The 26,221-nt window shown below is 72.4% G+C and carries 23 protein-coding genes; 17 read left to right on the top strand and 6 right to left on the bottom strand.

The window, feature by feature from the left end; translation table 11 throughout:
* Positions 1–36: 36 nt before the first annotated feature.
* The 3 genes from ACIPFH_RS14460 to rhaI all read right to left on the bottom strand — a co-directional run bounded on the left by ACIPFH_RS14460 (position 37) and on the right by rhaI (position 4,795).
* Positions 37–1,473 carry a rhamnulokinase family protein gene (locus ACIPFH_RS14460; protein WP_401826268.1) on the bottom strand — a complete coding sequence of 479 codons (1,437 nt, stop codon included), beginning with the start codon at positions 1,471–1,473 and terminating at the stop codon, positions 37–39.
* Positions 1,474–1,478: 5 nt separating this feature from the next.
* On the bottom strand, positions 1,479–3,518 hold the full coding sequence (locus tag ACIPFH_RS14455; RefSeq protein WP_401826267.1) for a bifunctional aldolase/short-chain dehydrogenase: 2,040 nt from the start codon (positions 3,516–3,518) through the stop codon (positions 1,479–1,481).
* 116 nt (positions 3,519–3,634) lie between these two features.
* Positions 3,635–4,795: an L-rhamnose isomerase gene (rhaI, locus tag ACIPFH_RS14450; RefSeq protein WP_401826264.1), complete on the bottom strand. Its 1,161-nt coding sequence runs from the start codon at positions 4,793–4,795 to the stop codon at positions 3,635–3,637.
* A 260-nt stretch (positions 4,796–5,055) separates the two neighbouring features.
* Between rhaI and ACIPFH_RS14445 the strand changes: the two genes are divergently transcribed.
* From ACIPFH_RS14445 to ACIPFH_RS14400, 10 genes are all read left to right on the top strand, one after another.
* A complete protein-coding gene (locus tag ACIPFH_RS14445; RefSeq protein ID WP_401826261.1) occupies positions 5,056–6,573 on the top strand; it encodes a sugar ABC transporter ATP-binding protein in 1,518 nt (505 codons plus the stop codon).
* Entirely contained in the window at positions 6,570–7,664 is a 1,095-nt protein-coding gene (locus tag ACIPFH_RS14440; protein WP_359119381.1) for an ABC transporter permease, read from the top strand. Before ACIPFH_RS14445 ends, ACIPFH_RS14440 begins: the two co-directional genes overlap by 4 nt.
* The gene (locus ACIPFH_RS14435) at positions 7,657–8,649 is read left to right on the top strand and encodes an ABC transporter permease (RefSeq protein ID WP_401826259.1); all 993 of its coding nucleotides are present in this window, start codon (positions 7,657–7,659) and stop codon (positions 8,647–8,649) included. Before ACIPFH_RS14440 ends, ACIPFH_RS14435 begins: the two co-directional genes overlap by 8 nt.
* Positions 8,650–8,683: 34 nt before the next feature.
* Positions 8,684–9,766, top strand: a complete 1,083-nt coding sequence (rhaS, locus tag ACIPFH_RS14430; RefSeq protein WP_356262871.1) for a rhamnose ABC transporter substrate-binding protein — start codon at positions 8,684–8,686, stop codon at positions 9,764–9,766.
* 45 nt (positions 9,767–9,811) lie between these two features.
* A complete protein-coding gene (locus tag ACIPFH_RS14425) occupies positions 9,812–10,132 on the top strand; it encodes an L-rhamnose mutarotase (RefSeq protein WP_401826256.1) in 321 nt (106 codons plus the stop codon).
* Positions 10,133–10,217: 85 nt separating this feature from the next.
* The gene (locus tag ACIPFH_RS14420) at positions 10,218–11,642 is read left to right on the top strand and encodes a BNR repeat-containing protein (protein ID WP_401826254.1); all 1,425 of its coding nucleotides are present in this window, start codon (positions 10,218–10,220) and stop codon (positions 11,640–11,642) included.
* A gap of 91 nt (positions 11,643–11,733) precedes the next feature.
* The gene (locus ACIPFH_RS14415) at positions 11,734–12,771 is read left to right on the top strand and encodes a LacI family DNA-binding transcriptional regulator (RefSeq protein WP_401826252.1); all 1,038 of its coding nucleotides are present in this window, start codon (positions 11,734–11,736) and stop codon (positions 12,769–12,771) included.
* Positions 12,772–12,874: 103 nt separating this feature from the next.
* Complete coding sequence (locus ACIPFH_RS14410; protein WP_401826250.1) at positions 12,875–14,176, top strand: alpha/beta fold hydrolase; 1,302 nt, start codon at positions 12,875–12,877, stop codon at positions 14,174–14,176.
* 27 nt (positions 14,177–14,203) lie between these two features.
* On the top strand, positions 14,204–14,947 hold the full coding sequence (locus tag ACIPFH_RS14405; protein ID WP_401826247.1) for a PIG-L deacetylase family protein: 744 nt from the start codon (positions 14,204–14,206) through the stop codon (positions 14,945–14,947).
* A 26-nt stretch (positions 14,948–14,973) separates the two neighbouring features.
* Entirely contained in the window at positions 14,974–15,804 is an 831-nt protein-coding gene (locus ACIPFH_RS14400) for a pentapeptide repeat-containing protein (protein ID WP_401826244.1), read from the top strand.
* On the opposite strand, the gene ACIPFH_RS14395 is transcribed toward ACIPFH_RS14400, so the two are convergent.
* Positions 15,766–17,343 (bottom strand): cytochrome P450, encoded by a 1,578-nt coding sequence (locus ACIPFH_RS14395; protein WP_401826243.1) that lies wholly within the window; start codon positions 17,341–17,343, stop codon positions 15,766–15,768. The genes ACIPFH_RS14400 and ACIPFH_RS14395 overlap by 39 nt on opposite strands.
* Before the next feature lie 108 nt (positions 17,344–17,451).
* Here ACIPFH_RS14395 and ACIPFH_RS14390 point away from each other — a divergent pair, with 108 nt between their 5' ends.
* Together ACIPFH_RS14390 and ACIPFH_RS14385 are read left to right on the top strand one after the other, a co-directional pair.
* Positions 17,452–18,066 (top strand): TetR/AcrR family transcriptional regulator, encoded by a 615-nt coding sequence (locus ACIPFH_RS14390; protein ID WP_401826240.1) that lies wholly within the window; start codon positions 17,452–17,454, stop codon positions 18,064–18,066.
* Between the two features lie 206 nt (positions 18,067–18,272).
* Positions 18,273–18,998 carry a DUF2470 domain-containing protein gene (locus ACIPFH_RS14385; protein ID WP_401826238.1) on the top strand — a complete coding sequence of 242 codons (726 nt, stop codon included), beginning with the start codon at positions 18,273–18,275 and terminating at the stop codon, positions 18,996–18,998.
* On the opposite strand, the gene ACIPFH_RS14380 is transcribed toward ACIPFH_RS14385, so the two are convergent.
* Positions 18,966–20,150: a lactonase family protein gene (locus ACIPFH_RS14380; RefSeq protein WP_401826236.1), complete on the bottom strand. Its 1,185-nt coding sequence runs from the start codon at positions 20,148–20,150 to the stop codon at positions 18,966–18,968. The genes ACIPFH_RS14385 and ACIPFH_RS14380 overlap by 33 nt on opposite strands.
* A 245-nt stretch (positions 20,151–20,395) precedes the next feature.
* Positions 20,396–21,649: an FUSC family protein gene (locus tag ACIPFH_RS14375; RefSeq protein WP_356265735.1), complete on the bottom strand. Its 1,254-nt coding sequence runs from the start codon at positions 21,647–21,649 to the stop codon at positions 20,396–20,398.
* 179 nt (positions 21,650–21,828) lie between these two features.
* Here ACIPFH_RS14375 and ACIPFH_RS14370 point away from each other — a divergent pair, with 179 nt between their 5' ends.
* The 5 genes from ACIPFH_RS14370 (at position 21,829) to ACIPFH_RS14350 (ending at position 25,752) form a co-directional block, all read left to right on the top strand.
* Complete coding sequence (locus ACIPFH_RS14370; protein ID WP_401826234.1) at positions 21,829–22,449, top strand: TIGR03086 family metal-binding protein; 621 nt, start codon at positions 21,829–21,831, stop codon at positions 22,447–22,449.
* A 264-nt stretch (positions 22,450–22,713) separates the two neighbouring features.
* Positions 22,714–22,866, top strand: a complete 153-nt coding sequence (locus ACIPFH_RS14365; RefSeq protein ID WP_401826233.1) for a hypothetical protein — start codon at positions 22,714–22,716, stop codon at positions 22,864–22,866.
* A gap of 28 nt (positions 22,867–22,894) precedes the next feature.
* Positions 22,895–23,857: a phosphotransferase family protein gene (locus tag ACIPFH_RS14360; protein WP_401826230.1), complete on the top strand. Its 963-nt coding sequence runs from the start codon at positions 22,895–22,897 to the stop codon at positions 23,855–23,857.
* Between the two features lie 92 nt (positions 23,858–23,949).
* Positions 23,950–25,242 carry an ROK family protein gene (locus ACIPFH_RS14355; protein WP_401826227.1) on the top strand — a complete coding sequence of 431 codons (1,293 nt, stop codon included), beginning with the start codon at positions 23,950–23,952 and terminating at the stop codon, positions 25,240–25,242.
* Between the two features lie 264 nt (positions 25,243–25,506).
* Positions 25,507–25,752: a hypothetical protein gene (locus ACIPFH_RS14350; protein ID WP_401826224.1), complete on the top strand. Its 246-nt coding sequence runs from the start codon at positions 25,507–25,509 to the stop codon at positions 25,750–25,752.
* Positions 25,753–26,221 lie beyond the last annotated feature (469 nt).

Genomic DNA, 26,221 nt, shown 5'->3' with positions numbered 1-26,221 from the left:
AGTAGCCCGGTGCAGGGGCGCGGGGGAGACCCCGGCTCACCGCGTGGTGAGCCGGGCCTCCGCTTCGCGCCACCGCCCGGTGTCGCCCTGCGGCTCGTAGCGCGTCAGGGGCTGCGTACGGGCGAGCAGCCGGCGCATGTCGGCGCGGTCGCCGACCAGTCCGTGCGCCCGCGCCTGGACGAGCACGTTGCCGAGCGCGGCCGCCTCCGTCGGACCGGCCACCACCGGCAGCCCGCACGCGTCGGCGGTGAGCTGGCACAGCAGGGTGTTGCGGGTCCCGCCGCCGACGATGTGCACGACGTCGACGGGGTGGTCGGCGAGCCGCTGGGCCTCCCGGACGGCCCGCCGGTGGGCCAGGGCGAGCGAGTCGAGGATGCAGCGCGTGATCTCGGCGGGCGAGACGGGCACCGGCTGCCCGGACGCGCGGCACGCCTCGGCGATCCGCTCCGGCATCCGCCCGGGGGCCAGGAACGCGGCGTCCCCGGCGTCCACGACGCGGCGCAGCGCGGGGACGGCCGCCGCTTCCCGCAGCAGCCCGCCCAGATCCGGGTCGCCCCAGTCCCGCAGGCACTCCTGGAGCAGCCACAGCCCCATGATGTTGCGCAGGTAGCGGACCGTGCCGTCCAGCCCCAGCTCGTTGGTGAAGTTGGCGGCCCGGCTCTCCTCGGTGAGCACGGGCGCCGTCAGCTCCAGGCCGGCCAGCGACCAGGTGCCGGTGCAGATGTAGGCGAACCGCTCGCCGGTCGCCGGGACGGCGGCCACGGCGGAGGCGGTGTCGTGCGAGCCGACCGTCGTCACCGGCACGGGCCCGGTCAGCCCCGTCTCCTCCAGCACCTGTGCCCGCAGCAGCCCCGCGGGGTCGCCCGGCCGCCGCAGCGGCGCGAACAGCTCCAGCTCGATGCCCAGCCGGGCGGCGACGTCGTACGACCAGTCGCCCGTCCGGGGATCGATCAGCTGGGTGGTGGAGGCGTTGGTGAGCTCGGTGCCCTGCTCGCCCGTCAGCCAGTACGCCAGCAGATCGGGAATGAGCAACAGGCGCCGTGCGTGAGCGAGTTGCCGCGATCCGCGGGCCGCCGTCAGCTGGTAGAGGGTGTTGAAGGGCGCGTACTGCAGGCCCGTGGCCGCGTAGAGCTCGGCCGCCGGCACGGTCGCCCACACCTTCTCGGCGACCCCCTCGGTGCGCGCGTCCCGGTAGTGCACCGGGTTGCCGAGCAGGGTTCCGTCGGCGTCGAGCAGGCCGTAGTCCACGGCCCAGCTGTCGATGCCGACGGAGTCCACCTGTCCGGCCGCCCGCAGCCCCTCCAGAACTCCCGCGTAGAGGGACAGCACGTCCCAGCGCAGACCCTCCGGAACCCGGACCGGCCGGTTGCGGAAGCGGTGCGCCTCCACCAGCTCCAGCGAGTCCGGCCCCACGCGGCCGACCATGACACGCCCGCTGGACGCGCCGAGATCGACCGCGGCGTACGACCGCACGGCCGTCACCGGAGGAACGCGGCCGCCACACCCGCGTCGACGGGGACGTGCAGTCCGGTGGTGTGGGTGAGTTCGCCGCCGGTGAGCGCGAACACCGCATTGGCGACGTGTTCCGGCAGCACCTCACGCTTGAGGATGGTCCGCTGGGCGTAGAACTCGCCGAGCTTCTCCTCCTCGATGCCGTAGGTGGCGGCCCGCTGCGCGCCCCAGCCGCCCGCGAAGATGCCCGACCCGCGCACCACGCCGTCCGGGTTGACCCCGTTGACGCGGATGCCGTGCTCGCCCAGCTCGGCGGCCAGCAGCCGGACCTGGTGGGCCTGGTCGGCCTTGGTCGCGGAGTAGGCGATGTTGTTCGGGCCGGCGAAGACGGCGTTCTTCGACGCGATGTAGACGATGTCGCCGCCCAGCTCCTGCGCGATCATCACCCGGGCCGCCTCACGCGAGACGAGGAACGATCCGCGGGCCATGATGTCGTGCTGAAGGTCCCAGTCACGGGCCGAGGTCTCCAGCAGCGGCTTGGAGATGGAGATCCCGGCGTTGTTGACGACGAGGTCGACCCCGCCGAAGGCGAGCGCGGCGGCCCGGAAGGCCCCGGCGATCTGCTCCTCGGAGGTCACGTCGACGGTGACGGCGACCGCCTTGTCGGCCCCGCCCAGCTCCTCGGCCACGGCGGCCGCGTTCTCGGCGTTCAGATCGGCGACGACGACACACGCGCCCTCGGCGGCCAGCCGCCGGGCGATGGCCTTGCCGATCCCGCTGCCGGCGCCCGTGACCAGGGCCACCCGGGTGGCCAGCGGCTTGGGCGCGGGCATCCGCTGGAGCTTGGCCTCCTCCAGGGCCCAGTACTCGATGCGGAACTTCTCCGACTCCTCGATCGGCGCGTACGAGGACACCGCCTCCGCGCCGCGCATCACGTTGATCGCGTTGACGTAGAACTCCCCGGCCACCCGCGCCGTCTGCTTGTCCTTGCCGAAGGAGAACATGCCCACGCCCGGGACCAGCACGATCGCCGGGTCGGCGCCGCGCATGGCGGGCGAGTCGGCGTCGGCGTGCCGCTGGTAGTAGGCGGCGTACTCCTCGCGGTACTCGGCGTGCAGCTCCTTCAGCCGCGCGACCGCGTCCTCCACCGCGCCGGTGGGCGGCAGGTCCAGGACCAGCGGCCGCACCTTCGTGCGCAGGAAGTGGTCCGGGCAGGAGGTGCCGAGCGCGGCGAGCCGCGGGTGCTCGGCCCGGGCCACGAAGTCGAGTACCGCGTCGGAGTCCGTGAAGTGCCCGACCTGGGGACGGTCCTGGGAGGCGATCGCCCGCACGTACGGGGCGAGCGCGGCGGCCCGCTCCCGTCGCTGGTCCTCGGGCAGCGCCTCGTAGCCCTCGAGGACCGGCCCGAACGGGTCGGCCTTCCCCTTCTCGGCGAGGAAGGCCTCGGCGGTGCGGATGATGTGCAGCGAGTTGCGCTCGCACTCCTCGGAGGTGTCGCCCCAGGCGGTGATGCCGTGGCCGCCGAGGACCACGCCGATCGCCTGCGGGTTGGCCGCCTTGATGGCGGCGATGTCCAGCCCCAGCTGGAACCCGGGCCGCCGCCAGGGCACCCACGCCACACTGTCCCCGAAGCACTCGGCCGTCAGCTTCTCCCCGTCGGCGGCACAGGCCAGCGCGATTCCGGAGTCGGGGTGCAGATGATCGACGTGCGCGGCGTCGACGAGCCCGTGCATGGCGGTGTCGATCGACGGTGCAGCCCCGCCCTTGCCGTGCAGGCAGTAGTCGAACGCGGCGACCATCTCGTCCTCGCGCTCGACGCCCGGGTAGACGTCGACGAGCCCCCGCAGCCGGTCCAGCCGCAGCACGGCCAGCCCGGCTTCGGTCAGCGTGCCGAGGTCGCCGCCCGACCCCTTGACCCACATCAGCTCGACGTCCCCACCGGTCACGGGATCGACATCGGTGCCCTTGGCGGACGTGTTCCCGCCGGCGTAGTTGGTGTTGCGGGGATCGGCGCCGAGCCGATGGGACCGACCGAGGAGGGCGGCGGCTTCGGGGTGGGTGGACATGCGGATTCCTTACTTCTCGAACGCGGGCGAGGGAGCGCGCCCCGAAGGGGCGCGGGGAACTGCGCGACCAGCCACAACGGGCCCGCAGTCCGCGACGGACAGGTGACGGCGGACGCTTACGCCCCCCACCCCGCCTGCTCCCCGCCGACCCGCGAGGCAACGATCTTCTCGGCGTACCCGGACGCCCGGTACGCCGCCATGGGCTCGGGGTGCAACCCCATCTCCTCCCGCACCTCACGCAGCAGCGGACGTACGTCCGTGTTGTACGCGTCCATCACCACCGCGTTCGCCTCCAGCACATCCCCGGAAGCCTGCGCGGCAGCCAGCGCCGACCGGTCGACCAGCAGCGCCTTCGCCGTGGCCTCCTGCACGTTCATCACGGACCGGATGATCGCCGGGATCTTCGCCTCGATGTTGTGGCACTGGTCGAGCATGAACGCGACCTCGGAGGTGAAGCCGCCGCCGCGCACGACCTCGTACATGATCCGGAACAGCTGGAACGGGTCGGCGGCGCCCACCATGAGGTCGTCGTCCGCGTAGAACCGCGAGTTGAAGTCGAATCCGCCGAGCTTGCCCTCGCGCAGCAGCGTGGCGACGATGAACTCGATGTTGGTGCCGGGCGCGTGGTGCCCGGTGTCCACCACGACCTGCGCCTTCGGCCCGAGCTTGAGGCAGTGCGCGTACGCGGTGCCCCAGTCCGGGACGTCCGTCGCGTAGAAGGCCGGCTCGAAGAACTTGTACTCCAGCAGCATCCGCTGCCCGTCCCCGAGCCGCTCGTACACCGCGGAGAGGCCCTCGGCGAGCCGGTCCTGCCGCGTCCGGAGGTCGTCCTGGCCGGGATAGTTCGTGCCGTCGGCGAACCACAGCTTCAGATCGGCCGAGCCGGTCGCGTCCATGATGTCGACGCACTCCAGCAGGTGATCGAGAGCCTTGCGCCGCACCGCCGCGTCCGGGTGACAGATGCTGCCCAGTTTGTAGGCGTCGTCCTGGAAGGTGTTGGAGTTGATCGCCCCCAGCTTCACCCCGCGGTCCTCGGCGTGTTTCGCAAGTGCGGAGTAGTCCTCCACCTTGTCCCACGGGATGTGCAGCGCCACGGTCGGGGCCACGCCGGTGAACGAGTGCACCTGCGCCGCGTCGTCCAGCTTCTCCTGCGGGGTGCGCGGCACGCCCTCCTGGGCGAACACCTTGAAACGGGTGCCTGAGTTCCCGTACGCCCACGACGGCGTCTCGACGGCCTGGGTCTTCAGCGCGGCCTTCACCGCGGCGAGGTCGGTCACTTCGGCTCCTGTGACATCGGTCCGGAACGACTCCCGGATGAAACGATTCAGAACGGGAAGCTATGAGGCTGCGGGGAGAGTGTCAACCCCTCCGGGCTGCTCCGTTGTTCGTGACCCTCGCGTGACCTTCAGCTATCGAAAACTTTTCGAGACGTACCCATTGACGTGAGATGGCCCGGATGCCTAACGTCCCGGCAATCCAGTTGAAACCTTTCACGACGCCGTGAGGGCACGTCCCAGGCGTCGTCGAGGAGCCATTTATGACTCACCCGTCCGACGCGGGACCGGCCCCGGTGCTGGCGTTGAAGGACGTAACCAAGTCCTTCGGCGCCGTTCGCGCCCTGCGGGGCGTCTCCCTGGAGCTGTTCCCCGGTGAGGTGCACGCCCTCGCCGGCGAGAACGGCGCGGGCAAGTCCACGCTCATCAAGACCCTCGCGGGAGTGCACCGACCCGACGCCGGCCGGGTGCTGCTCGACGGTGAGACCGTCGTCTTCCACGGTCCCGGCGACGCCCGCGACGCCGGTATCGCCGTGATCTACCAGGAGCCCACGCTCTTCCCCGACCTGTCGATCGCCGAGAACATCTTCATGGGCCGCCAGCCCCGGCGGGCCCTCGGCCGCATCGACCACAAGGCCACCCACGCGGCCACCGCCGCCCTGATGCGGCGCCTCGGCGTCGCGCTCGACCCCGACCGTCCGGCGCGCGGCCTGTCCATCGCGGACCAGCAGATCGTCGAGATCGCCAAGGCGCTCTCCTTCGACGCCCGGGTCCTGATCATGGACGAGCCGACCGCCGCTCTCACCGGCAGCGAGGTCGCCCGCCTCTTCGGCGTCGTGCGCACCCTGCGTGAGCAGGGCGCGGCGGTGCTGTTCATCTCGCACCGGCTGGAGGAGATCTTCGAGATCTGCCAGCGGGTGACCACCCTGCGCGACGGAGCCTGGATCGCCAGCGAACCGCTGGCGGACATGACCGAGGACGACCTGGTCCGCCGCATGGTCGGCCGCGACCTCGACGAGCTCTACCCCAAGCAGGACGTGACGCCGGGCGAGGTCGCCCTCAGCGTCCGCCGGCTGACCCGGGAGGGCGTCTTCACCGACGTCTCCTTCGAGGTCCGGCGCGGCGAGATCGTCGGCCTCGCCGGGCTCGTCGGCGCCGGGCGTACGGAGGTCGCCCGCGCGGTCTTCGGCATCGACCGCTGGGACGCGGGGGAGGTCGCCGTCGACGGTCGCCCGCTGACCAACGGCGCCCCCTCCACCGCGATGGCGGCCGGCCTCGCGCTGGTCCCCGAGGACCGGCGGGCCCAGGGCCTGGTGATGGACATGTCCATCGAGCGCAACATCGGTCTGACCGGCCTGCGCACGACCGTGAAGGCCGGGCTGATGGACCGCGGCGCCGAGCGCAGCCGCTCCCTCGACTGGGCGGTCAGGCTCCAGGTGAAGTACGCCCGGATCGCCGACACCGTCAACACGCTGTCCGGCGGAAACCAGCAGAAGGTCGTCCTCGCCAAGTGGCTGGCCACCGGCCCCAAGGTGCTCATCGTCGACGAGCCGACCCGCGGCATCGACGTCGGCACCAAGGCCGAGGTGCACCGGCTGCTCAGCGAGCTGGCGGCCGACGGGGTCGCCGTCCTGATGATCTCCTCCGACCTGCCCGAGATCCTCGGCATGGCCGACCGCGTGCTGGTGATGCACGAGGGCCGGCTCGCCGCCGAGATCCCCCGCACCGAAGCCACCGAGGAAACCGTGATGGCCGCAGCCACCGGGAGGGCAGCCGCATGACGGTGACCACCTCCCACGAGGCCCCCGTCGCCGAGGTGCCGAAGTCCAGCGGCACCCGGCTGGTCGACCGCGTCTTCAAGATGCGCGAACTCGCCATCCTGGTCGTCTTCCTGGTGATGATCGCCGTCACCCAGGCCGGCAACAGCGAGTTCCTGTCCGAGCAGGGCATCAAGGACCTGCTGCTGAACGCGACCATCCTGGTACTGGTCGCCACCGGCCAGTCCCTCGTCGTCATCACCCGCAACGTCGACCTGTCGGTCGGCTCCACCCTCGGCATCAGCGCCTTCGCCGCCGGCACCTATCTGCACGGCGGCGGCAACCCGGTGATCGCGATCGTGCTGGCGATCCTGCTGGGCGTCGGCTTCGGGCTCCTCAACGGCCTGCTCGTCAGCCTCGGTCAGGTGCCGGCCCTGGTCGTCACCCTCGGCACGCTGTACATCATCCGCGGCATCGACTCCATCTGGGTCGGCTCCCGCCAGATCACCGCGGCCGACCTGCCGAACTCGTTCGTCGACTTCGGCTCCGGCGGTCTCTCGGCCGTCCCGTGGCTGGCGCTGATCGCGCTCGCCGTCCTGATCGCCACCGCGTACTACCTCAAGCACTTCGGCAGCGGACGCGAGCTGTACGCGCTCGGCTCCAACCCGGAGGCCGCCCGCCTCGCCGGCATCCCGGTCCGCAAGCGGATCCTCGCCGCGTACACCTTCTGCGGCGGTCTCGCCGGTCTCGCCGGGGCGATGTACCTGGCCCGGTTCGGCAACGTCGACTCCGGCACCGGCAACGGCTACGAACTCACCGTCGTCAGCGCGGTCGTGGTCGGCGGCGTCGTCTTCACCGGCGGCTCCGGCAGCGTCTACGGCGCAGCCCTCGGCGCGCTGCTGCTCACCTCCATCAACAGCGTCCTGCCCGCGCTCGGCGTCAGTTCGGTCTGGGTGCTCGCCATCAACGGCGTGCTGCTCCTGCTGGCCATCGCGGTCGACCGGGTCGTCGCCCTGCGGGTGGCGTCCGCGCTGAAGAAGAAGTCGGCCGCGGCCCGGACCACCACCGCCCCCGTGAAGCCCACCGTCAAGAAGGGAGACGCCGGCCATGCCTGAGTCGCTCACCCGCGCCGTCCGCTGGGACACGGTCGTCGGCGCCCTCCTGATCGTCCTGCTGCTGTTCTCGTTCTCCTTCGTGGACGGCTTCGGCAACGCCCTCAACCTGTCGTTCCTGATCGGCAACACCCTGCCCATCGCGCTGATCGCGCTGCCGATGACCCTGCTGGTCGTCTCCGGCGAGATCGACCTGTCCGTCGCCTCCACCGCCGGGCTGTCCGGCGCGGTGATGGGCGCCCTGTGGAACCAGGGCCTGACGATCGAGGCGATCATCCCGATCTGCCTGCTGCTCGGCGTGGTGTGCGGGCTGGTCAACGGCCTGCTCGTGACCCGCCTCGGGCTTCCCTCGCTCGCCGTCACCATCGGTACCCTCGCCGCCTACCGGGGCATCGCGCAGATCGTCCTCGGCTCCGACGCGGTCACCGACTTCCCCACCCAGTACCTGGACTTCGCGGCCGGCCGGGTCGGGGACAGCTTCCTCCCGCAGGCCTTCCTGCCCTTCGTCGTCCTGCTGGCGATCGCGGTGGTCGTCCTGCACGCCACCCCCTTCGGCCGCTCGCTGTTCGCGACCGGCGCCAGCGAGGAGGCCGCCCGGTTCGCCGGCGTCCGGGTCAAGCGGCAGAAGCTGATCCTGTTCACGGTGACCGGCCTGCTGGCCTCCCTCACCGGCATCTTCTGGGCCCTGCACTACGCCAGCGCCCGCTACGACAACGCCACCGGCCTCGAACTCTCCGTCATCGCGGCCGTCCTGCTCGGCGGTATCGACTTCGACGGCGGCAAGGGCACGCTCGGCGGCGCGATCGCGGGAGTCTTCCTGCTCGGCACCGCGCAGAACGTGATGAGCCTCCAGGACGTCTCCGCACAGTCGCAGATCGTCGTCACCGGCGTCCTGCTCGTCGTCTCCGTGCTCGGCCCCCGGGTCGCACGGCAGATCTCCGTCGCACGGGCGGGCCGTAGAGCCACGGCCCCGACTCCGACGGCTTAACCCCGCCTCGCACACCTCGTAAAGGAACCCCCTGATGCGCAAGTCATCCCTCCGTCGTGCCTGCGCGGCCCTCGCCGCCGTCTCCTCCCTCGCGCTCGCCGCCACCGCCTGCGGCGGCACGACCAAGGAGGACGTGAAGAACGAGAGCACCGGCGCGGCCGCCGCGGCCGGCAAGGCCGACCCGAACGCGGCCACCAAGAAGGGCCTGACCGTCGGCTTCCTGCCCAAGCAGGTCAACAACCCCTACTTCACCAGCTCCGACAAGGGCGGCGAGGCGGCTCTGAAGGAGCTGGGCTCCAGCTACAAGGAGGTCGGCACCAACAGCGGCACCGACACCTCCGGCCAGGTCTCCTACGTCAACACGCTCACCCAGCAGCAGGTCGACGCGATAGCCGTGTCCGCCCAGGACCCGGGCGCCCTGTGCACCGCGCTCAAGCAGGCCATGAGCAACAAGATCAAGGTCGTCACCTACGACTCGGACACCAACCCCGAGTGCCGCAACGCCTTCGTCTCGCAGGCGTCCGCCGAGGACCTGGGCCGCACCGAGGTGCAGCTGCTCGCCGAACAGATCGGCTACAAGGGCGAGATCGCGATCCTGTCCGCCGCGCAGACCGCGACGAACCAGAACACCTGGATCGACTTCATGAAGGACGAGCTGAAGGACGCCAAGTACAAGGACATCAAGCTCGTCAAGGTCGCGTACGGCGACGACGACGCCCAGAAGTCCTTCCAGCAGACCCAGGGCCTGCTCCAGGAGTACCCGAACCTGAAGGGGATCATCTCCCCGACCACCGTCGGCATCAAGGCGGCCGCCCAGTACCTGTCGGGTTCCAAGTACAAGGGCAAGGTCAAGCTGACCGGCCTCGGCACCCCGAACGACATGCGCACCTACGTCAAGAACGGCACCGTCGAGGCCTTCGAGCTGTGGGACCCGGCGAAGCTCGGCGCGCTGGCCGCCCAGACGGCGGTGGCGCTGGTCTCGGGCCAGATCACCGGAGCGGAGGGTGAGACCTTCAAGGCCGGCACCACCACGTACACCATCGGCAAGGACGGCGTGATCAGCCTCGGCAAGCCGACCGTGTTCGACGCCAAGAACATCGACCAGTTCAACTTCTAGTCGCCGGTTCACCTCACCCCCCACACGCACGAGGAGCGGTACTTCATGCAGCGCGTCTGTTTCCTGCTCAAGGTCCGTCAGAACCGGCTGGCCGAGTACCGCGAACGTCATGACGCCGTGTGGCCGGAGATGCTGGAAGCTCTCTCGGCCACCGGCTGGCACAACTACTCCCTCTTCCTCAGAGACGACGGCCTGCTGGTCGGCTATCTGGAGACCGAGGACTTCGCCGCCGCCCAAGCCGGCATGGAGGCCACCGACGTCAACGCCCGTTGGCAGGCGGAGATGGCCCCGTTCTTCGAGGCCCTCGACGGAGCCCGGCCCGACGAGGCGATGAAGCCTCTCACCGAGGTCTTCCACCTCGCCTGACACCCCCGCCCCTCCCCCCGCGCTCCCCAACTCCACGCCTCTCCACCTCCGTTCCCCGCTCTCGCAGACAATGGAGTCCCCCGAGATGAGACGACGCACCCTGCTGGCCGGCGCTCTCCTCAGCGCCGCGGCGTCCCCCGTCCTCGCCGCCGGCACCGCACGCGCCGCCGACCCCGGCCCCTCGGTCACCAAGAAGGCCACGACCCAACTCGACGCCACAGCCGTGTTCTTCGTGTCCTACGACGGCCTGGTCAACAACAACTCGTTCCAGAAGAACGGCCTGCTGACCTACAAGGGCTACCAGTACGCCACCTGGTACACCTCCACCAGGAACGCGGTCGTCGCCCGCCGCGTCCTCGGCGGCACCACCTGGTCCACCGTCACCCTCCCGCACCAGCTCAAGGCCAGCGACTCCCACAACGTCATCTCCATGGGCGTCTCCAAGGTCGACGGCCGGCTCCACCTCAACATGGACTCCCACAGCGACGGCTTCTTCTACGTGAAGTCGGCCGCGGGACTCCTCGACAACCCGGCGACGACCTCCTGGACCTCGTCCGCCTTCGGCGCCGTACAGACCACTCTCGACGGCCTCGCGCTCACCACCCAGTTCACCTACCCGCAGTTCGTCGCCACGCCCGAGGGCAAGCTCCAGCTCAGCTACCGGGTCGGCATCTCCGGCAACGGCCGCAACGCCCTCGCGGAGTACGACGGTTCGGCCTGGACGAACCTCGGCGAGTGGTCCAGCTCCACCGGCACCTACACCAGCGAGCACGGCTCCTCGACCGTCCGCAACATGTACCTGCACGGCATCGACTACGACGTCAACGGCCGGCTGCACTCCTTCTTCACCTGGCGCGAGCAGAACGGCGCCGTGATGTGCTCCAGCGGCGGTATCACCAACCACGACACCGGCTACGTCTACTCCACCGACCGGGGCCGTACCTGGCGCAACAACGCGGGCACCGTCGTCGGCACCACGGGCGGCTCCGACAAGGTCGCCGTCACGGACGCCGGACTCGTCGTGGACGCGCTCAATCCCGACCACTCCCTGATGAACCAGGAGAGCCAGGCCACCGACTCCGCCGGCCTCCCGCACGCCGTCATCAGCTACGTCCCCGGCCGCTTCGGCCAGTGCACCACCAACTACGTCAACGACCGCACCGCCAACGGCCGCGCCTTCCACCTGCGCAAGAACTCCTCCGGGACCTGGCAGAAGACGGAGATCCCCGTCGTCCTCGGCTCCAGTCAGCGCACCAAACTGGTCCTGGACAAGTACGACAACGCCTACGCGATCCTCCCGTTCGGCCGCATCGCCGGCGCCTCCAAGGCCTCCGGCCACACGGACTGGACGCTGCTCTTCGACGGCAGCGGCCTCAACGCCTTCGGCGAGGTCGTGATCGACGAACTCCGCGTCAAGGCCGACAACGTGCTGTCGTTCATGTACCAGGAGAAGTCGAGCGGGACGACCCCCTCGGCGCTCCACGTCGTCGACTTCGCACTGCCCGCATGACCCGTACCCGTACCCGGACAGGGGTGCGGCGGGGTGACGGTAATGTGAAGGCCGTCCCGCCGTACCCCTTTCACCTGGAGGTCCCCGCCTGATGGCCCAGCCGGTGGGAATCAAGGACGTCGCCCGTGCCGCCGGAGTCTCCGTCGGTACGGTTTCCAACGTCATCAACCGCCCCGACACCGTCGCCACCGAGACCCGGGCGCGCGTGCTGTCGGCGATAGACCGGCTCGGCTACGTGCGCAGCGAGTCCGCCCGGCAGTTGCGCGCGGGACGCAGCCGGATCATGGGGCTGCTCGTCCTCGACATGGGCAACCCCTTCTTCGTGGACGTCGCCCGCGGCGCCGAGCGGGCCGCCCGCGACGCCGGCCTCGGCGTGATGGTCTGCAACAGCGCCGAGAGCGCGGGCGAGGAGGCCGAGTACCTGTCGCTCTTCGCCGAGCAGCGGGTGCGGGGCGTACTGCTCACCCCGGCCGACGCGACCGGCCGCAACATCGCCTCGTTCCGCCGGCACGGCATCCCCTTCGTCCTCGTCGACCGGGTCTCCGAGGGCACCACCGAGTGCTCGGTCTCCGTGGACGACGAGGCCGGCGGCGCGCTGGCCGTACGTCATCTGATCGACGCCGGACACCGCTCCATCGCCTACGTCAGCGGCCCGCCCGGCTTCACCCAGGTCCGCGACCGCCGCACCGGAGCCCTGAACGCCCTCGCCGAGGCGGGCCTCGGCCCGGAGTGCCTGCGCGAGCTGCCCACCGAGCGGCTCGACGTGGCCGCCGGGCGGGACGCGGGCGCCCGCCTGCTGGGCCTGGCCGACCGGCCGACCGCCGTGTTCTGCGCCAACGACCTGCTCGCCCTCGGCGTGCTCCAGGCCATGTACGCGGCGGGGATCAACGTCCCCGAGGACCTGGCCATCGTCGGTTACGACGACATCGAGTTCGCGGCCGCCGCGGCCGTTCCCCTCACCTCGGTCCGGCAGCCCGCCGTCACCATGGGCGCCCTGGCCGCCGGGATGCTGCTGGAGGAGACCGAAGAGGGCACGGCGGGCGGGGCGGGCGCCGGCCGGCACGAACACCGGCGGGTGGTGCTCCAGCCGGAACTGGTGGTGCGCAGGTCCAGCCTGTCGGCGCGCTGAGCGGCCGTTCAGTAGCTGTTCATGATCCCCCGGGCTCCGGTGCCGCCCGGACATGTGCTGGACTGGGACGCGGTCCGCACACCGATCGTCCCGGGAGCCCCTGTTGTCCGTCAGCTACCGCCAGCCCGGCGTCGTCCTCACCGACCGCCGCTTCACCGTGCCCCTCGACCACGCCGACCCCGGCGGGGAGACGATCGGGCTCTACGCCCGCGAGGTCGTCGCGAGCGAGAAGGCGGACCAGGACCTGCCATGGCTGCTCTATCTCCAGGGCGGCCCCGGCTTCGGCGCCAACCGGTTCGTCGGCCGGCCTGCCTGGCTCGGGCGCGCGCTGGAGGAGTACCGCGTCCTCCTCCTCGACCAGCGGGGCACCGGTCACTCCACCCCGGCCAACCGGCAGACGCTCCCGCTGCGCGGCGGTCCGGCCGAGCAGGCCGGCTACCTGGCGCACTTCCGCGCCGACTCCATCGTCCGCGACTGCGAGCTGATCCGCCGGCAGGTCACCGGCGGCGCCCCGTGGACCGTCCTCGGCCAGAGCTTCGGCGGCTTCTGCACGGTCACCTACCTCTCCACCGCGCCCGAGGGCCTGGCCGCCGCACTGATCACCGGCGGTCTGCCGGCCCTCGACGCGCACGCCGACGACGTCTACCGCGCCGCCTACCCGCGCATGGAGCGCAAGGTCGCCGCGCACTACGCCCGCTACCCGCGCGACGTCGACCGCGTCCGCCGTATCGCCGACCACCTCCTCCACCACGAGGTGAGCCTCCCGAACGGCTACCGCCTCACCGTCGAGGCGTTCCAGACGCTCGGCATCCTCCTCGGCGGCGGCGAGGGCAGCCACCGCCTTCACCACCTCCTCGAAGAGGCCTTCGTCCCCACCCCGCACGGCCCGGCACTGTCCGACGCCTTCCAGGAGGAGACGCAGAGCCTCCTCTCCTACGCCGGCCACCCTCTCTACGCCCTGGTCCACGAGGCGGTCTACGGCCAGGGCCGCCGCGCCACCGCCTGGGCCGCCGAACGGGTGCGCGCCGAGTTCCCGCAGTTCGACGCCGCGAAGACGCTCGCAGGTGACGGACCGCTGCTGCTCACCGGAGAGACGGTGCACCCCTGGATGTTCGACACCGACCCCGCGCTGCGCCCGCTGCGCGAGACCGCCGAACTCCTCGCCGCCCGCACCGACTGGCCGCCGCTCTACGACTCCGCGCGCCTGGCCGCCAACGAGGTGCCGGTCGCGGCGGTGATCTACCACGACGACCTGTACGTCGACACCGCCCACTCCCTGCGCACCGCCCGCGCCATCCGCGGCCTGCGCACCTGGGTCACCGACGAGTTCGAACACGACGGCGTCCGGGCCGGCGGCCCCCGCGTCCTGGACCGGCTGCTCGCCCTCACCCGTGACGAGGTGTGACGACCGCGTCGCGGTTAGTCTGCGCACATGACCGAGTCGACGATCCCTCAGCTCCAGCCCATGCCCGAGGACTGGGAGCGTGCCCTCGCCGTGGTGGCGCACCCGGACGACCTCGAGTACGGGTGCTCCGCGGCGGTCGCCGCCTGGACCGACGCGGGCCGTGAGGTCGCCTATGTGCTGGCGACGCGTGGCGAGGCGGGCATCGACACCATCGCGCCCGCCGAGTGCGGTCCGCTGCGCGAGCGGGAGCAGCGGGCGAGTGCCGCCGTGGTGGGTGTGTCGACCGTCGAGTTCCTGGACCACCGGGACGGCGTCGTCGAGTACGGTCCCGCCCTGCGCCGGGACATCGCCGCCGCCGTCCGCCGGCACCGCCCCGAACTCGTGATCACCCTGAACCACCGCGACACCTGGGGCGGGGTCGCCTGGAACACCCCCGACCATGTCGCGGTCGGCCGCGCCACCCTCGACGCGGCGGGGGACTCCGGAAACCGCTGGATCTTCCCGGAACTCACCGAGCGGGGCCTGGAGCCCTGGAACGGCGTGCGCTGGGTCGCCGTCGCCGGATCAGCGACGCCCACCCACGCCGTGGACGCGTCGGCGGGACTGGAGCGGGCGGTGGGTTCGCTGCTCGAACACCGCGCCTACATCGAGGCGTTGACCGACGAGGAACCGGAAGCCTACGTACGCGGATTCCTGACCGGGGTGGCGAAGTCGGTGGGCGAGCGGTTCGGCGGCAGACCGGCCGTGGCGTTCGAGCTGTTCAACCGGTAGTCCGGCAGGTCAGTAGGCTGGACGGCATGCGAGACAAGACGGTGGACCGGACGGGACTGCGCGGCGACTGCGGAAACTGTTTCGGCCTGTGCTGCGTGGCCCTGCCCTTCGCCCGCTCGGCGGACTTCGCCATCGACAAGCCCGCCGGCCGGGCGTGCCCCAACCTGGGCGAGGACCACCGCTGCGGGATCCACGCGCGGCTGCGGCAGTCCGGCTTCACCGGCTGCACGGTGTACGACTGCTTCGGCGCCGGGCAGAAGGTCTCGCAGGTCACCTTCGGCGGCCGGGACCCGCGTACGGCTCCCCCCGAGGACGCCCGCCGGATGTCCGAGGTCTTCCCGGTCGTCCGTCAGCTCCACGAGCTCCTCTGGTACCTCACCGAGGCGCTCGGCCTCCCCGCCGCCCGCCCGATCCACGGCGACCTGCGCCGGACGCTGGCGAAGACCGAGGCGCTCACCCGTCTGACCCCCGACGAGCTGGGGGTCCTCGACGTCCCGGACCACCGCGAGGACGTCAACGTGCTGCTTCTGAAGACCAGCGAGCTGGTCCGGGCCGGTGTCCGCGGGCGCGGGAAGGAGCGCCGGGGCGCCGACCTGATGGGCGCCCGTCTCCGGGGCGCCGACCTGCGGGGCGCGAACCTGCGGGGCGCCTGTCTGATCGCCGCCGACCTCACCGGCGCGGACCTGCGCGGCGCGGACCTGATCGGCGCGGACCTGCGCGACACCGGCCTCACCGACGCCGACCTGACCGGCGCGTTCTTCCTCACCCAGCCGCAGCTGAACGCGGCCCGGGGGAGCGCGGGCACCAGGCTGCCGGAGTCAGTCACCCGCCCCGCGCACTGGACGGCGCGGCTCTGAGGGCGGCGCCTGCGTCTCCTCGGCGAGCGGACCGTCGGCCACCGGTGTCCGCCGCTCCAGGCGCATCCGCAGTCCTTCCGGGATCAGCGTCAGCCGCTCCGTGACCCGCAGCCGGTACGCCGGGTCCGGCCGCAGCTCGTAGCGGCGCAGCAGCAGCCCGAGCACCAGCGTGGCCTCGTGCAGCGCGAACTGCCGTCCGATGCAGGCCCGCGCCCCGGTGCCGAAGGGCTTGAAGGTGTGCGGGGCACGCGCGCGGACGGCAGCCGCGTCGAAGCGGTCCGGATCGAACCGTTCGGCGTCGGGCCCCCACGTCTCCGGGTCCCGGTGCAGCCTGGCCGTCAGGACCAGCGCCCATCCGCCCCGCCGTATCGGGTGCTCCCCGCCCAGCACGGTGTCCGCCCGGGCCTCGCGCGCGAAAGCGGGCGCCGTCGGCCACAGCCGCAGCGCCTCGTCGAGGACCCGGCGGACGTAGCGCAGCTTCGCCACCTGCTCGTACCCCGGCACGGCCGTGTCCCCCCAGACCCGGTCCACCTCGGCGCGGGCGCGGGCCGCGACGCGCGGGTCGAGGGAGAGGTAGTGCAGGGCGAAGGAGAGCGCGCCCGAGGTGGTCTCGTGGCCGGCGACCAGGAAGGTGATGACCTGACGCCGCACGTTCTGCGCCGACAGCCGCTCGCCCGTTTCCGGATGGGCGGTGTCGAGCATCCGGTCGAGCAGATCGCCGTTCCCGCCGCCCTGTGCCCGGCGCGCCCGCACCAGGTCGTCGACCGTGCGGTTCAGGTGGGCGATGTCGGCCTCGTTGCGGCGCGTGGCCCTTCGCAGCAGGGCGGGGGAGGGGACGGTGTTGAGGCGCTGCGCGTAGGTGAGCGTGCCCACCATCGCCGTCACGAAGGGATGCGGCCGGGCCCGTTCGAAAGACCCGAAGTCGTGCCCGAAGCCGGTGCGCGCGATCGTCTCCAGGGTCAGCTTGGTCATGTCGCCCGGCACGTCCACCGGCCGGCCCGCGGCCAGCTCCCGGTCCCAGTGGCCGGTGAGCCGCTCCGCCACGTCCAGCATCATCGGGTGGTAGGCCGCCATGGCCTCCCGGCTGAACCCCGGGGCCAGGACGTCGTGCGCCAGTTGCCAGTTCGGCTCGTGGTTGTACGCCGTGAACAGGGCGTCCCCGACGACGGGCCGCAGGTTGGCGATGCCCAGTCCCACATGCTTGGCGAACCGCGTCTCGTCCGCCATGTCGGCGGCCAGCGCGGCGCCCCCCACGAACACGAACTCCCGCCCGAACACCTTGCGGCGGAAGATCGGCCCCAGTTGCTCGGCGTACCGCAGGGAGTCCTGGACAGGCGTGCGGTGGCTCGCGCCCAGGATGTCGCCGAGCAGGGGGAGCCGGTGCGGCGGATGCGGTATGCGCTCCAGCTCGGGCCAGCCGAGCTCGGCGCTGCGGAAGCCCTTCGGCAGGACGTCGCCCGCCGTCGGCGCCGTCGTCCCCGCCGTGGCCGGTCCATCCGTCGTTCCGGTCGTTCCGGTCGTCCCCGTCGTCTCCGCCATGACGCGATCTCCCTTGATGCAGCGGCAGGTTGAGCATGTTGTACGTGGGTTCAATAGCGCGCATCAGTCTGGTACCGCTGTTGAACCGGCGTCAAGTAAGGTGCGGGCATGGCCGCGAACCAGGGGGAACGCACCCGGCGCCGACTCAGTACCGAGGAGCGCAGGGAGCAGCTCCTGTCGGTCGGCGCGCGGCTCTTCTCGGAGAGCCCGTACGACGACGTGTGGATCGAGCAGGTCGCCGAGATCGCCGGGGTCTCCCGTGGGTTGCTGTACCACTACTTCCCCACCAAGCGGGACTTCTTCGCGGCGGTCGTGGAGCGTGAGAGCGAGCGGATGCTGCGTATGACGGCCGCGGTCCCCGGCGTCCCGGTCCGCGAACAGCTCGTGTCCGGCCTCGACACCTACCTGGAGTACGTGGAGGCCCACGCGCACGGCTACCGCGCGTTCCATCGTGCGGACGCCGCCGGGGACCAGGCCGTACGGAAGGTCTACCAGCGGGCGCTCGCGGCGCAGGAGCGCCAGATGCTGGCGGCCCTCGGCGCCGACCCCGAGTTCGGGCCGGTCTTCGAGGAGCGCCCCGACGTGCGGCTCGCGGTGCGCGGCTGGCTGGCGTTCACGACGGCGGTCTGTCTGGAGTGGCTGCGCGGGTCGGACCTGTCGAGGGAGCAGGTGCGGGCGTTGTGCGCGCGTGCGCTGCTCGGAGTCATCGCCGCGCCGGAGTGATGGTCGGGACGACCGTCGGTCACAGCCCCTTCGGGCCCACGTCCACCCTTCCCTCCGAGGCGCCTTCGCCTCTCCCCCCGAGTCATCTTCACCGTTCCCTCCGGAGGGCGGTGACCGGCGCCCGACTTCGACGGGTGCGGCCGCGGTGGTTGGCGCGGCCATGGATCTCCGATAGGTTAGGCAAGGCTTACCTAAGGAGGTTCGGGATGGGTGACAGCCAAAGCTGGGCTGCCGTGCCCGCCGCTGCCGAGCGGGCCCGTTCGGTACTCGCGGCCTCATGGTCCTGCGCGGTGACCGCGGACGGCGGGCGCGAGGAGTTCGTCGGAGCGCACACCGTCGACGAGGACGGCCGCGTGATCCTTCACGTGCCCGAGGACAGCGCCCTGCTCACGGCGGCGATCTGCGCGCCACGCGGCGAGCCGTCCGCGGTGCTGGAGTTCGCGGACGTGGCGCCCGTTCCGGTACGCGGCCGTATCCGCGCCCGGCTCTGGCTCGCCGGCTGGTTCACCCCCGAGGACGGCCATCTCGCCTTCCACGCCACCCGCGTGGTGCTGAGGGAGCCCACCGGCGCGGTCGTCGTCGCCGTCGACGAGTTCGCCGGCGCCGAGCCCGACCCGCTGGCCACCGCCGAGGCACACCTGCTCACGCATCTCGCCGACGCCCACCCGGACGCGGTGGAGCGGCTCGCCCGCCTCGTCCGGCGGGAGAGCCTGCATGGCGCGGTCCGCGTGCAGCCGCTCGCCGTCGACCGGCACGGACTGACGCTGCGCATCGAGCGCGCCAGCTCCCACGGCGACGTACGCCTGTCCTTCCACGCGCCCGCCGACGACGTCGGCCAGCTCACCGAGCGGATGCACGTCCTGCTCACCCAGGCGGCCGCCGCGTCCCGCCCCCGCGCCCTACAGCGGCAGCGCACAGACGGCGACGGGTGACGCGAACGGCTCGCCCGCGAGCCGGATCTCACCGCTCGCGCCGTCCACCCGGAAGACGCTGACCGTGCCGGACCGCTGGTTGGCGGCGAACAGCAGGCCGCCGTCCGCCGAAAGGGCGATCTGCCGCGGGAAGTCGCCTTCCACCGGCACCGTGCCGAGCAGCCGCAGCCGGGCCCCGTCCGCCTCCACCGCGTAGCGGGCGAGGGTGTTGTCACCGCGGTTGGCGAGGAAGGCGTACGCGCCGTTCGGCGTGACCGCCAGCTGCGCCGGGTAGTTGGTGTCCGCCTTCGCGCCCGTGGACTGCGGCCGCCCGATCGTCAGCCGGCCGCTCGACGGCTCGTAGGCGCAGACCGCGACCGTGTCGTCGGCCTCGTCGGCGAGGTAGGCGTACCGGCCACCGGGATGGAACGTGAGGTGGCGCGGACCGGCGCCCGCCCGGGTGTGCGCCTGCGCGACCTCCGTGAGCGTCCCCGCCTTGTCGTCCAGGCGGTAGCTGTACACCGTGTCCGTGCCGAAGTCGACGGCGAGGACATGGCCGCCGTCCGGAGCGGTGATGAACTGGTGCGCGTGCGGCCCCTCTTGGCCTGCCCGGGGTGCCGGACGGCTGTGCGTCACCATGTCGGTGCGCTCGCCCGGCGCCCCCGAGGCGTCGATCGGATGCACGGCCACGCTGCCCGAGCCGTAGTCGGCGCTCAGCAGCCACCGGCCGCCCGGATGGACCGACAGGTGGCAGGTGTGCGCGCCGCCCGTCGGCCGGCTGCCCAGCACCTTGCCGTCGGACAGCCGCACGGCGGTCACGGCGCCCCGCTCACGCTCGTTCACCGCGTACAGCGTTCCGCCGCCCGGGTGCACCGCCAGATACGACGGGTCCGGGACACCGGTGATCGTGCCCCGGCCGGTGATCCGCCCCGAGGCGGGGTCGTACGAGGCGACCCCGATGCCCTTCCCGCCGCCCTTGGCGGAGGTGTAGGTGCCCAGGTAGAGAGGACGGGGGCCGGAGGAACCCGGCGAGGGCTCCGGGGAGGCCGACGGCGACGACGAGGGCTGCCCCGGCGGCGCGGCCCGCGGTGTCCCCCGGGTGTCCGCCGGGCCGCCGTCGCCGCCGCTGCCGCACCCGGCGAGGGCCGACGCGGCGGCCGCGCCCCCGAGCATCCCGACGAAGCGGCGCCTGCTCCGGCGTCCGCCGGGTTCTCGGCTCCGACCGGGCCGGGGGGACCCCCCTCGCGCCGCTTCCGTCCCACTGCCCATGCCCGCACCTCAGGTCGTCCCGCGCCTCCGCCGTGACAGCCACCTTGACCCGGACAGGCCGTCGAACGCAAAAGCAGCGGACCCTCCGCACAACGGACGGTCACGCGCGCCGAGGGGCGGCCGGACAGCCCGCTCTGGCCGGTGCCGGCTCAGGGATACCACCCGCCGAATCCCGTGCGGTTCCGCCACAGCTCGTCCTGGACGCCCAGGCGCTCGCGCAGCCGGGTCATTCGTGGCATGCGGTCGCGCTGCTCCCGTGAGACGCGGTCCAGGTCCTCCAGGAGGCGGCGGGTGCGGTGCTCGGTGTCCAGCTCGTCGAGGATGCGGTTGACCTCGGTGAGCACCGCGCCGTGCAGCTGCCACTGGCGGGCGTCGTGCTGGAGCTGCTCCAGCAGCAGCTGGGCGAGTTTGTCGCGGGTGGCCGCGGCCTGCCGGAGTTCGGCGGTGAGCCGGGACTCGGCGGCGTCCGCGTTGAGGCTGACGCTCGTGGTCACCAGCACCGCGAAGCTGACCACCGCGTCGGCGATCTCGGACAGCAGCCGCTCCAGGGTCCGACCCGTCTCGGGCGGGAACAGCGGCTCCGGCTCGCGCTCCTTGGCGAGGTCGGTGAGCGTCCGGGCGAGCACCCGCAGCACCACCGTGCAGATCTCCAGCGTGTCCAGGCCGGTGCGCAGCACCACCCGGTGCAGCAGCCCCTCACGCACGCGTGGGTTGAGCCGCAGGCTGTCCTCGGCCTGCCGCAGGGCCGCGTCCACCTCGACGATGTCGTGGTCCAGGCGGCGCGCCTCGTGCAGCCGGGCGGCCGCCTGCTCCGCGGGGGTACGCCCGGCGGCCTCCTCACCGATGCGCAGCATCAGCCGCCGCAGCCGGCGGGCCAGCCCCTCGATCGACTCGCCCGCCTCCTCCACCCACACCGGAGGCGGCAGCAGCAGGTTGCAGCCGAGCCCGACGAAGGCGCCGATCAGGGTCTCCACCACCCGCGCCCACGCCGTGTCCCCGACGGTGGTCACGCCCAGCACCAGCATGGCGCTGATCGCCACCTCGGGGACGTACTCGTCGACCCGCACCAGATGCCCCACCGCCAGCGAGGCCACGATCAGCAGCGCGAGGCTCCACCAGGTCAGACCCACCAGGAGGCTGAAGGCGATGGCCACGAGCACACCGGCCACCACCGCGTTCACCCGGCGGACACCGTTGGTGAGCGTCGCGTACAGAGTGACCTGGACGACCAGCAGCGCGGTCAGCGGCGCGGTGAGCGGGAGTGCCTCGGGGCTCAGGCGCAGGGCGATGACATAGGCGACGGTCGCCGCGGCGGCGGACCGCAGCGCCTGGACCACGACGGGTTCCCGATGGCGCTGCACCAGCCGCACCAGGGGCGCCGCACGCTCACGTACTTCTTGCATCCCTAGTCCAGTTCCCCGTCCCCCGTCGCCTCGAACGTTTCTTCCGTACCTCGCGGCACGCGACGGACGGGCGGGTGCGCCGATCGGCCGCGTTGCGGACCGTATCTGTCCGCAAGCGACCCTAGATTGTCCTCACCGGCCGGGAAGGACACCGGGCGCGTGAACCGGAGGGGGAACTCATGACGGGCGAGGCGGTCGGGGCGGACAGGGCCGGGGTGCGGGAGACCGAGGTCCTCCTGCGGGCACACGACTATCTGCGCGAGGTGGTCGCGGCGGTCGGCGACGAGCAGTGGGGCGTGGCGACGCCGTGCGACGCATGGACGGCACGGCAGGTGCTCAACCACGCCCGTATCGACCAGCAGGGCTACGGCCTCGCCCTCACCGGCGGGCAGCCCGACAGCGACCCGTTCCACCCGGCCGACGCGTTCGACGGCGACCCGACGGCCGAGCTGGCCAAGGTGCTCGACGCCGTGGCCGGGGCGTACGCCCGGCTGCCCGCGGACACCGAGCAGGTGCCGACGCCGCTGGGCCCGCTGCCCCTCCCCCTCGCCGTCGGCGCCGCCGCGATGGACGCGGCCGTACACGCCTGGGACATCGCCGTGGCCACCGGCCAGGACCGTCCCCTCCCGGCAGCGACGGCCGAAGGGATCCGGCCGACGGCGGAGCACCTCGTGGACCATCTCCGCGATGCGTTCGGAGTCTTCGCCCCGGCGCGGGAGACCCCGAACGGCCACGATCCGGCGGCGACGCTGCTGGCCTTCCTCGGCCGAGACCCGCGGTGGTCGCCGCGCGCGTCCTGACGCGTCCCCGGGCCCGGCGGACACGCGTGCACCACCAGCCTCCCGGCGGGCGGTGCCGTCGTCGGCGACGGGGGAGGCGACCCGTCGACGCCCCGTCCGCGCGGGCGAACAGTTCCCCCGGTCGGCCGCGCCCGCCCGCGTGGCCAGGCGCCGCAGGCAACAGGTGACGCCGCCCCCGGGTGCGGCCGGTCTCGCGGGCGGCGCGGGCCGTCCCGGCGCCCCCGGCGAGCGGCGACAGGACGCCGGCGGAGCCCGGGGCCACGTGTGCCGCGACGGCTCACGGACGGCGCCCGCGTCCGGGAGGCGTTCCGTACGCTGTACCGGGACCCGCACGCCGACGACAGGAGCGCCGAAGCGGGGCGGAACGGAGCGATCGGGGACGGCCGCCACGCCGAGGACGTGAACGCGGCGGGCTGACCGGGAGGAAGAGGAAGGGGCGGGCGGGGTGACGGACTCCTGGGAACGGGCGCGGCACGTACTGGGGACGGCGGGCATCCCGCCCGACCGGCTGGCCCGGGTGAGTCCGCTCGGCGGCGGCACGTACAACACCGTCGAGGAGCTTCGTCTCGCGGACGGCGGCCACTACGTACTGAAGGTCGCGCCCACCGCGCCGGGACTGAGCCACGAGAGCCGACTGCTGTTCGCGGAGGCGGAGTTCTGTCGCGGGGCGGCCGAGGCCGAGGTGCCGGCGCCGCGGGTCGTGGCCCTCGACGGGCGGTGGCTGCTGATGACGGTGTGCCCGGGCGACCCCTGGGACGGCTCGCTCGGAGCCGCCGAACGGGCCGGACTGCGCAGGGATCTGGGGGAGTGGGTCGCCCGTCTGCACCGGGTGACCGGGCCGGGCTTCGGCTACCCTTCGGGCGCGCTCGGCCCCCTCGCCACCGACTGGCGCACCGCGTTCACGGGGATGTTCGACGCCGTCCTCGCCGATGCCCGCCGCTACGGCGCCGCACTGCCCCGCCCCGCCGACGAGGTGGCCGCCGTCGCCCGGGCCGCGTACGACGCCCTCGACGAGGTCACCGTCGCGACACTCGTGCACTTCGACCTGTGGCCGGGCAACATCCTCGTCGACCGCGCCGACGGAAGGGCCCGGATCGGTGGCCTCATCGACGGCGAGCGCATGTTCTGGGGCGACCCCCTCGCGGACTTCGTCTCACTGGCGCTGCTGAGCGACATCAGGAACGACGAACCGTTCCTGGCGGGTTATCGCGCGGCCGGGGGCGATGCCGAGTTCGACGCCTCCGCCCGGCTGCGTCTCGCCCTGTACCGCGCCTACCTCTACCTGATCATGCTCACCGAGACGGTCCCCCGGGCGTCCGGTCCGGATCACGACCGCTGGCTCAGCGAGACGGTCGCCCCGGAGCTCCTCGGGGCGCTGAACGAGATCGAGGCCGCGGGCGTCTCTTAGCTCACATCGTGAACTAAGGGTTGGAGGAATGTCGCGGGCCAACCCCCCGCAAGGGTATGTTGCAGGTCGGGCAGGGTGCGAAGGGGAGCGACATGACGGGGCGGAACGGGCGCACGGTACGCGACCTCAGACGGGCCAACCGTACGGCCGTACTGCAACGGCTCTACTTCGACGGACCCCTCAGCCGCTTCGAGCTCGGTCCGGCCACCGGCCTGAGCTCCGGCTCGGTCAGCAATGTCGTCGCCGATCTGGTCGCCGACGGACTGGTGGAGGAGGCCGGCAGCGTCGACTCCGACGGCGGCCGTCCCCGCATCCTGCTGCGGGTGGTCCCCGCCAGCGGTCACATGATCGGCGTGGATGTCGGTGAGACCCGGGTGCGGATCGAGCTGTTCGACCTCACCCTCACCGAACTCGCGCGGGTGGAACGGCCGTTGGAGCAGCGACGGTACGAGGTCGACGGGATCGTCGGGCACATCCGGGACGGCGTCGCCGAGGTGCTGGACGCCGCCGGCATCGGCCCCGAACAGCTGCTCGGGGTCGGTATCGGCGTCCCCGGCATCATCGAGCACACCCCCGAACAGGGCGCCGTCGTGCACGGTCAGACGATCGGCTGGGACGCCGTCCCGCTGGAGGCGCTCCTCCGTGAGGGCTCCACCCTCCCCGAGTCGGTCCCGTACTTCATCGACAACGGCGCCAAGACCCTCGGTCAGGCCGAGATGTGGTTCGGCGGTGGACGCGGCGCGCGCAACGCGGTCGTCGTCCTCTTCGGCTCGGGCGTCGGCGCCTGCCTCGTCACTCCCGAGGTGGAGCACGGCCGGGCCGTCGAATGGGGACACCTGACCGTACGGGTGCGCGGCCGCCGCTGCCGCTGCGGCGCCCTCGGATGTCTGGAGGCGTACGCGGGCGCCGAGGCGCTGCTGGAACGCTGGCGCGAGCAGGGGGGACGCCCGCCGGAGGACGTGGACGAGGAGACGGCGCTGACGGCGATGCTGAGCGCCGCCTACCCGCCGGAGGGAGGGGGAGCCGCCGACCCCGTGGCGCTCGAGGTGCTGGAGGAGACCTCCGAGTACCTGGGCGCCGGCCTCTCGGACCTGATCAACCTCTTCCAGCCCGAGCGCATCCTCATCGGCGGCTGGGCCGGACTTCAGCTCGGCACCCGCTTCCTGCCCTCCGTACGCCGCCACGCCACCGCGTACGCGTTGCGTCACCCCGCTCAGAAGGTCACCGTCGAGCTGGGACGGCTCGGCCCCGACGCGGTCACCGTCGGCGCTGCCATCCTCCCGCTCGCCGACTTCTTCGCCCGCGGCGGCCGACGCCCCGAGCCCGCCCCCGCCGGCCCGGCCCCCGCCTGGCGAACGGTCCTGGAAGACCGAGCCCCCCGCTGACCCACCCCGCCCCGCACCGGGCCCCCGCGCCGAGCCCCCCGCTGACCCACCCCGCCCCGCACCGGGCCCCCGCGCCGAGTCCCTGCTCCCAGGCCGGGGCCACGCTCGGCGCCGAGTGCCTCGCCCGGGGCACGGCTGCCTACACCCGGTCGTCCGTTCAGGTTTCGCTGATCACCGAAGAGGTACTCGCCCTCTCGCCCGGGCGAGCGACGCCCGGAGATGTCGCCCGCGTCCGGCGCGGTGCGACGGCGAAGGGAGGACGTCGTGGCCGTACAGCGCTCCACAGGGCCCGGCGAGAGCGGCGCGCCGATCCCGCGCGACCTGCCGGACCAGCAGGCCGGCGAGGGCGAGGACCCCTGGGACATCGGTGACTCCGAGCAGCCCGACGAGGCTTCGAATGAAGCTCCGGACGTCCCCGACACCGATGAGTCGGGTACCGGCCGGCAGGGCGCGCCCCACGCGGACAGCGGTCAGTCCGACGACCCCGTGCCCGACGAGCCGTCCGCCTGAGCAGTCCCCATGGGTACGGCCGACCGGAGATGAGATCCGCCATGGGTACGGCCGACCGGAGATGAGATCCGCTCCTGGCCGATCCACCGTCAGCGCACCGGCACCGGCCGCACCGGCCGGGAAGCGCCGCCGAGTCGGCGCACGCCGAGCGGCTGCGCCCCCGCACCGAGACCGCCGAAAGACCGTCGACCGCGTCGTTCGGTCCGTCTGCCTGTACTACCGACTGCCCGTACTCTGCCGTCGGCTGCGGCTGCGGCTGCGGGTCGAGGCCGTCCGGCTGACGGCGACCGGCCGATTGGGGGCCGTCGGTGACTCGGCGAGGGCCGTCGGCGGGCCGTCCGGCCGACTGGGGGCCGTCGGTGACTCGGTGACCGTCCGACCGACCGGCGAACCGGCGAGGGCTGTCGGCGGCCTGTCCGGGTGACGGCGACCGGCCGGTCGGACGAGTGGAGTGACGGCGACCGGCCGG

Source organism: Streptomyces sp. NPDC088157, from assembly GCF_044741545.1.
Lineage (GTDB): Bacteria > Actinomycetota > Actinomycetes > Streptomycetales > Streptomycetaceae > Streptomyces.
This window is presented reverse-complemented; position numbering and strand designations above follow the sequence as displayed.